The organism is Pirellulales bacterium, from assembly GCA_033762255.1.
In the GTDB taxonomy this organism is placed as follows: Bacteria; Planctomycetota; Planctomycetia; order Pirellulales; family JALHPA01; genus JANRLT01.
The window spans coordinates 34,025-41,130 of the sequence record JANRLT010000035.1 but is presented as its reverse complement, the minus strand read 5'-3'; the positions used below and the strand labels follow the sequence as shown (position 1 = coordinate 41,130).

At 54.4% G+C, this 7,106-nt stretch carries 10 protein-coding genes; all 10 read right to left on the bottom strand.

All coding sequences use genetic code 11. The annotated features are described in order from the left end of the window. Positions 1-300: 300 nt before the first annotated feature. Positions 301-513 carry a hypothetical protein gene (locus SFX18_10205; protein ID MDX1963516.1) on the bottom strand — a complete coding sequence of 71 codons (213 nt, stop codon included), beginning with the start codon at positions 511-513 and terminating at the stop codon, positions 301-303. After that, on the bottom strand, positions 510-1,568 hold the full coding sequence (locus SFX18_10200; GenBank protein ID MDX1963515.1) for a CHC2 zinc finger domain-containing protein: 1,059 nt from the start codon (positions 1,566-1,568) through the stop codon (positions 510-512). Before SFX18_10200 ends, SFX18_10205 begins: the two co-directional genes overlap by 4 nt. A gap of 162 nt (positions 1,569-1,730) precedes the next feature. Then, a complete protein-coding gene (locus tag SFX18_10195) occupies positions 1,731-2,912 on the bottom strand; it encodes an AAA family ATPase (GenBank protein ID MDX1963514.1) in 1,182 nt (393 codons plus the stop codon). Positions 2,913-2,997: 85 nt separating this feature from the next. Next, positions 2,998-3,393, bottom strand: a complete 396-nt coding sequence (locus SFX18_10190) for a hypothetical protein (protein MDX1963513.1) — start codon at positions 3,391-3,393, stop codon at positions 2,998-3,000. Further along, positions 3,390-3,662: a helix-turn-helix domain-containing protein gene (locus SFX18_10185; GenBank protein ID MDX1963512.1), complete on the bottom strand. Its 273-nt coding sequence runs from the start codon at positions 3,660-3,662 to the stop codon at positions 3,390-3,392. The genes SFX18_10190 and SFX18_10185 overlap by 4 nt, the downstream gene beginning before the upstream one ends. Then, positions 3,659-3,862 (bottom strand): helix-turn-helix domain-containing protein, encoded by a 204-nt coding sequence (locus tag SFX18_10180; GenBank protein MDX1963511.1) that lies wholly within the window; start codon positions 3,860-3,862, stop codon positions 3,659-3,661. Before SFX18_10180 ends, SFX18_10185 begins: the two co-directional genes overlap by 4 nt. A gap of 194 nt (positions 3,863-4,056) precedes the next feature. Beyond that, on the bottom strand, positions 4,057-4,794 hold the full coding sequence (locus SFX18_10175) for a hypothetical protein (protein ID MDX1963510.1): 738 nt from the start codon (positions 4,792-4,794) through the stop codon (positions 4,057-4,059). A 568-nt stretch (positions 4,795-5,362) separates the two neighbouring features. After that, positions 5,363-5,569, bottom strand: a complete 207-nt coding sequence (locus SFX18_10170; protein MDX1963509.1) for a hypothetical protein — start codon at positions 5,567-5,569, stop codon at positions 5,363-5,365. Next, entirely contained in the window at positions 5,562-6,251 is a 690-nt protein-coding gene (locus SFX18_10165) for a hypothetical protein (protein ID MDX1963508.1), read from the bottom strand. The genes SFX18_10170 and SFX18_10165 overlap by 8 nt, the downstream gene beginning before the upstream one ends. Positions 6,252-6,330: 79 nt before the next feature. Further along, positions 6,331-6,516, bottom strand: a complete 186-nt coding sequence (locus SFX18_10160) for a hypothetical protein (GenBank protein ID MDX1963507.1) — start codon at positions 6,514-6,516, stop codon at positions 6,331-6,333. Positions 6,517-7,106: the final 590 nt, after the last annotated feature.

Here is a 7,106-nt window from a genome sequence, read left to right as displayed (position 1 = left end):
CTTGCCACTAACAAAACGTGACAACACCGCTTGGTCAATTCCCGTGCGTTTGTAAATTGCATACCGCGATAACTTGGATCGTTTGATGATCCGTATTAGCTGTTCGGTAAATGAATGAAACTTTGCCATATTGGAATTATATGGGTTGCTTGCAATTTTATCAAGCAGATAACACCCCCTGCCAGTCCCTAACAATTGGCGTTCAAATTTGCGTTATAACGGCCAGTTGCTGTCATGGTGTTCCTAGTCGAGGGACGCCACGAATCGCAGCGTAGCGGCCTATTACGCGGTCGAATTTTGCTAAAAGGGTAGTGTATGCGGATCAGGCGGACGGTCGCGGTATGTTCTGGCTTCGGCCACAAATCTGGCAATCCCTTCCCGGTCGGCATCGGTAGGTTCCCGCTGGGGGATAGCCACGAATGTCATCGTCGCGGCCACCTGCTGGCGGGTCGGTTCCGGGAATAGTTCTAGCTGAACTTCCCCTAGGCGCGCCTTGCGTTTGGTTGTTTTCATCTTTCCACCACCGCGCCATCGGCCAGTAGGACGATCCCTTCGTAGGCATCTCCGTAGGGCCGACAAACGCCACAATGCAGACGTCCTTTGTCCCCGATCCACCAAGAGTCACATTTCCCGGCGGAACATCGGGGGAGGTCGGCCTGCATTACCCGCAGCGTGCGGCGCAATCCGAAACATTCGGTCGCGTCTTTGCCTACCGGCCAGAGAACACGGATCGAATTTAGGACCACGTTGCGTAGCGTTTCAGCCGCCAAATCCCCGGCTTTATCGCTGTCGGTCGCAATCAAAACCACACTGGCGGAACACAATGCCATTGCCGCGCTCGAGGATAGGCTGTCAGCCGCGCCGCCAAGAGTGCAAACGTCGATGCAATCGCCTATGTCCTGTGCCGCCAAGAGCGCGTCAAACTCCCCTTCCACGATCAAACATGGCCGACCAGGACGCGGACGTCGCGGGTAAAAATCAACACGCTTGCCGCCAGGGATCGCCTTGTATTTGGGTAGTTTCCGTAATTGCCGCACTTGGATAAATACCGGCGTGCCGCTGGCGTCAAACCAGGGGATCGATATGCCGCCGTCGGCGGTCAGTCCAAGGTGTCCTGCCTTGATCGTGTCGAGGGTCAGTCCGCGCAGGAAAAGATAATTGAGCGCGTCAAATCCATCGCGGCTGTGGAGACGTGTTTCCGCCTGTTTGATGATCGTTATGGCCTTGTCCCGCCAGTCGGCTTCTGGCGGCGTGCTAGCGGCCTTGAATCGGGGTTGTGGGGGTGAATTAACTGCGTCTGAATTCAGACTCAGTTTTTTTGGCCGATCCAGGACTTTCCCTACCCGGTCGGCGGCGTCCCTGAATGTGAGACTGTGCCGATCCATTAGCCAAGCGATAGCGTCGCCGGATTTACCGCACCCGAAACATTTGTACCTTTCGCCGTCCGGCGTGACGGTCAGACTGCCAGATTTTTCCTCATGGAACGGACAAATCCAAAATGTCCGGTTACCGGATCGACGGCCAGGGCCAAGATCGTTTTCGATGAGGGATTGCAAGTCCGTTTGCATGGGAATGAACGTTTGCCAAAACGTTTGCCAAGGGGGGAACGTTTGCCAACTGCTTGGCAAAACATTAGTTGTTATTTGGTAAAGGGTTACGTCGAAAAAATGAACGTTTGCCAAGCTTTTGCACCCTAGGGGGGGAACGTTGGCAAAGGTTCCCTTGAGGGATCAAAATTCAGGTAAAGTCCAGATCGTTTCCTTGCCGTCCTGAGTAGCCACCAAATCAAGCGCGGTCTTGGCGCGGTCGATATTTCGCTGGGAATGTCCCGCAGCTTTTCCGGCGTCGACAGCGTCCTGCCGTCGCCTTCCGCCATTGGACAGATAATCCCGCAGCCAGTCCGTTGCACTAGCACCGGCGGTCGGCGCGACCTGTGGTAGATCGCAATAGGCAAACTGGCCTTGATCCATGCGGACGCCTACCGGTTCCGGCGGTACGGCCAAGTTATTCTTTAACTGAGCCAGTTCGATTTCGGCCTTGCGCTTGTCGGCTTTGTGGAGGCTCCACACGACGCGGCAAAATTGCGTGATTCCAGACGATCCACGAATTCGAGATAGGGTTAGTTCGTCATCGCCTTTGGTCTGTTTTCGTAAGTGGTGAATAACCAGGACAGCTATTTGATTACGTGCCGCAATCTCTGCCAACAGTCGGGTAACCGGCAATGTTTCATCGCTGGAATTTTCCTTGCCGTTGTGGGCACCGCTGAATGAATCCAGCACCAGCAATCGCGGCTTATGGATCGCCACGACATCCCGCAGCTTGTCGGCGTCGCGGGGATCGCGCAAATTTGGAATGGAGAATGGATCGTCATTCCAAATCAGAATTCGGCTAAGAGGTAATCCGGCCTTGCTGGCGCGTTCCAAGTGCGCGGCTAACATACCTTCGCTTTCGCACCAAAGAATCCGGCTCTTGGGATCGTGCTGTGCTGGCGTGCGGTCTGGCCAGATACCGCCACAAAGGATTGCACGGCCTATGGCGGTTAATGCAAAGTAGGACTTGCCAATAGACTGTTCAGCCACCAGGAGGGTTAAGAATCCACGCGGGAGCCAGTCCTGCCATTCCCATTCCGTCGCGGCAATCTTACCGGATAAATCAGCGAATGTGGTCGGTTGATCCGGGTCTTTCCACGGATCAGCCGCCAGCACCAGCCGGATCATCCGGTCGCGCTCGAGGGAGTCATCGGGGAGAATCTTTGTCTCAAAAAAAGCTTGCCGATCCGTGAATGGCAGGTCGCGCAGCTTTTCCGCCTGAGTGCGGTAATCGCCTGTTAAACGGCCAATTTCACCGTTTACAGCGTGATTTTTGAGTAGGCGTGAAACGATCCAACAATATCTATCTTGTGCCTTGTCCACTGGCTATAATCCTTATGAATCGCGGCGGACGTGCGCTAACACGTCCACCGCTAAGAGGGGTTGATTACAGACGGCACGGCCAGGGTTAAACACCTTGGCCGTTGCTGTTTACAAAATGCAATTCGCGGTGGTCCCACTTAAAGTTTTCGCGAATACAAATCACCACTTCTACAGTTGGCACGACCCAGTCACCGTCGCGCGTTCGACGCCTGTACGGAAGCAACTGGCGGTGTCCATCATCGCTGCAAATCTCATACGGATTGCATTGGTCGAGGTCGATCCCCAACACACATTCCGCGAATCCCACATCCACGCAAGAATCGTCAATTTCAGAATTTGTGTAGGACAACAAAAACCGGATACGATTCAATTCAACATCTGCGATGGTCCGATCTTCAGCACGCTTTGAGGATTCTTTGATGTCATCCTTGAGGCTGTCGTACACCAGGCGGCTGTACTCATCAAAATCTTCCCAGTTCATGACTGACTCGCTTCCTGCCGCTGTGCGGCACAAGGGGAACTAACCATTTCCGCCAACCACTGGCGGATATGTTCGAGGGGGTAAATTCGCACCGATCCAATTAGCACGCTGGGGATCGTGCCGCTGGCAGTCCAGCGCCGGATCGTGGATTCACTGACCGCAATCAGCTTGGCCAGATCGACGGCATCTACGGCCAGACGATCCACGGGGACGGCTTCAATTCGCCGCAAGTGATAGGCGGGATCGCGTACCTGGGGGGTTGCAATCATCGCGCACCCCCTGTTCCACACTTGCGGCTTTCGATAAATGCGTCTATGTCGGCGGGATCAAAGCGGACGGCTTTACCGATCCGCACCACCTTCAAGAGTCCATCGCGCACCAGGTTATCAACAGACTTGGTACAGAGTCCTAACCGCGTTGCGGCGGTTCGACGCGTGAATAGCGTCCTAAATTCAACTGCCGGTTCCATGAGAAAACTCCTTATCCTTGCCGCTGGCGATATGCCAGCTTTGGCGGTAATGAGTTTTTACCAGTAGTTCCACCAAAACAATTTCAAGGATGTTTAATTGTCACCGGCGGCGAACAAGAGAGTGCCGCGTTTAACGGCACGGAATCGCCTAGAGAATTTTAGCGGTGACAATTGTTTTTCGCTTGACGGGGGTGTCACACGTCCGCGTATTTCTGCCGTTTTTGGGGATAATAACACGTTCCACGCTTGATCCGGGCCTTTACCCGATTAACCAATTTTCTAAAAGCAGGCACCCCTGCCTTGTGGTGGGCGCGTCCGTATGCCTCCACCCCTTGGCCAGAATCGCGGTATTTCCAATAAAGAGATTCCTCCCGCCTTTCGACGGCCACGCCCGCGCCTTTGACGCCACGTTTCTTGCGCTCGCCGGATAGCTTGCCACCAAGCAAAAGCGATTCCCGTTCCACGGCCACGATGAGGGGTTGAATATGGATCGACGTTAGCCGCCGTCCCAACTCGGCCACGGTGTCGAGGGTGATCGCGTCGAGGGGTTCCACTTGTCCTAGCAGATCATCGTCAAACGGGACTTCACTGGACGGCTTTAGTGACATATAGGCAAACCGGATCGCAACGGCCACGGCATGGATACCCGCAGCGTGCCACGAATGAAAACTTATGCCGACTACACCCGGACGATCATCACCCTTGGCGTTCATCGTCGCCAGCTTCATTAGCCGGGACTTCATGGCGGGAGAGTCCACCACCGGCCATATTCGCTGTATGGCGTGCAACTCATCGGCTAATTGCCGTTGTGCCGTCTGTACCTGTTTGGTCTTGCCACCTGTGGCCAGTAGCCCGCCGGTTAGCATTACCTTATGGCGTAACTCTTGCGCATGGGTGAGCGCGTCCAACAGCCGTTCCGTGACTTGTGCCATCGCATCCTGCCTTTTGCCTAGAGAGATAGCGGATACCAGCGCGGCGAATGTCTGTGCGGTAGGCAAAGAGAGTCCACACGCCGCGCCGGTTGATTACATCGCCGAGGTAGCTAACCATCGACGATCACCGCTACTTACATTATGTCCATTACTGGACAAAGGTTACAGTCACCCCCCGCCAGCACCCCCCAAACCCGCACCGCAAAGGAACTCAATCGTGGAGGTGGAAAGTCGCAAGAGATTCCGCGATTTTTTTCGACCGCATTGAAACTTTCGGCCAGAAAGTACCTACAATAGGGTACCCCCCCTTGCTAGGTTCTTCCGCAAAGAATCTCAATTTGCGGTCGCTAAGCATCCTACCCCCCGAACCAAAATACTTTCTTTCCAAGAAATATTTGACACCCCTGGGGGGTAAGGGGGGGGTCTGCCTTAAACGAAAAAACCCCGCATCCCGGCAAGAGGCGGGACACGGGGCGCACTTGGCTTTAACCCATTGCAAAGCTTTAAAACAACCAAACAGCCGTGCAAATCGAAACCAAGCTAGCTTGCGGGGGATGTTCCCCGCCGTTTAAGTTCGTCGAGGTGGCGGGGTCTTTAGCTCCCGCACCAATTTCTTAAGGGCGTCAATTCTGGACATGCCAGAGGATTCCAGTTCCGCCACCCGTTTGGCAGTCCCATCAACCGGCTTGCGTCGGCTGAACGGCGGGGGGCTTGGCTTGTGCCAACTGTTGGCCGCTGGCGTTGGCATGTGTCGGCTTTCGCGGTAGTCATTCATGATTGCACCCCCTATCCGAAAACCGGACGCTACCTAGTGCGTTGTGTCCCGCTGGCAACTGGTCGCCGATTGTGGCTTTGTCCCCATCGATGACGACGGCAAACCCCCGATCACATTCGGGGTCAACTTTCGGTTGAATAACCTGGGTTCGGCTTCGTGTGGGATCGCACAAGAGCCACGTTCTTGCCGCCTGTTCGGTGATGCCAGCTATCGGCGAGCGTGCGATAGTTTGCATGTGCCGGTCGGTTGAAACAGTCGCGTAGCCGCAAACCAAACCCCCCGCACCCGCCGATGCAAGCTTCTGAGCCAGTTGCAAAGTTTCATGGCCGCGTTGCGAGTTTGGCGGGAGCCACAAAATCACCTGTTGGAATTGGTCGGCGAAACATTCCAGGTCATCGCAGTTAAGCGAATCGACGTGGTACAATCTCCGCAGGTCCGCTCCGTTCACGCTCGCACAATCCGCCAGTTTCTTGGGGTCCAGGTCGCCGACAAACAACGTGCTTTCGTCGATGAGGTTGATTAGTTGCATCGTCACCGGGAGCAAGTTAGTTTGCTGCCTGTTCGGCACGCAAATCAAACAACTAATTTCGCCTGGGGACAGTAGCTTTCGCAGACTGGCTAGCCGTTCCCGGCCAATGCTGGCCAGACAAATTGCGCGGGGGGTTTCTAAAAACGTTGTCATTGAAAAATCTCCTAAAATTTGGGGGTTGATTCAAAATTGTGGGGCCGCTGGCCAAAGTGGCGGGCAAGCCCCTGGGTTGTCACTTGCTGTTGGCGTATGCCATTGCCTTTTGGGCGTTGCCGCCGTTACCCTCTGCCAGCATCAGGGCGTGAAGCTTTGCATCGTTCTTAACTAGCCAACTAGTTGCCTTGGCACGGTCGCCGTTAAAACGGCTCTTGGCTAATTCGGTAACCTTGTCATTCCACTGGGCCAGATAACTGCTCATTGAAAAATCTCCTAATCGGGGGGTCAAATAAAAATCCAGAAAACTGAAAATCTGCTAGTGCTTTCCGCGCACCCGCCTATCTGCCGGGACGGCGCGAGAGGGAGACAGATCGGCCAGGACGCCACGAATAGAATCCTTGGCGGTTGAATCGAGGGACGGCCAGACGGCCACTAACTGGCGGATCAGGTCTGCTAGATCGCTATCGCAAATTTCGGGGGAGATAGTAGCAAGTGCGCTACCTTGTGCGCTACCTGAGGGGGAACTATGAGAATTTGCCGCATTTTCTGGGGTAATTCGAGTCCCCGGGCGGCCACTCTTTTGCACGTTGTCGCTATCCGCGTTTAGCGTAACAACAGTCTGATATTCGTATGGTTTTTGAACTTACGGCTGGCTTTATCAATCGCACACAGCCGCATTATTTTTAGCATTTATTTCGCTTCTCGCCCGGCTCTATTACTTTTTCCCATCCTGCCACCCACGGCAGAGCTTATCTTGTGGCAATTCTGGCATTTTCTCCTTCGCCGCCATGGCGGGTAACTTTGGTTTACCTGGGTGGCAGATTTTTCATTCCTTAAAGCAACAATATTTGC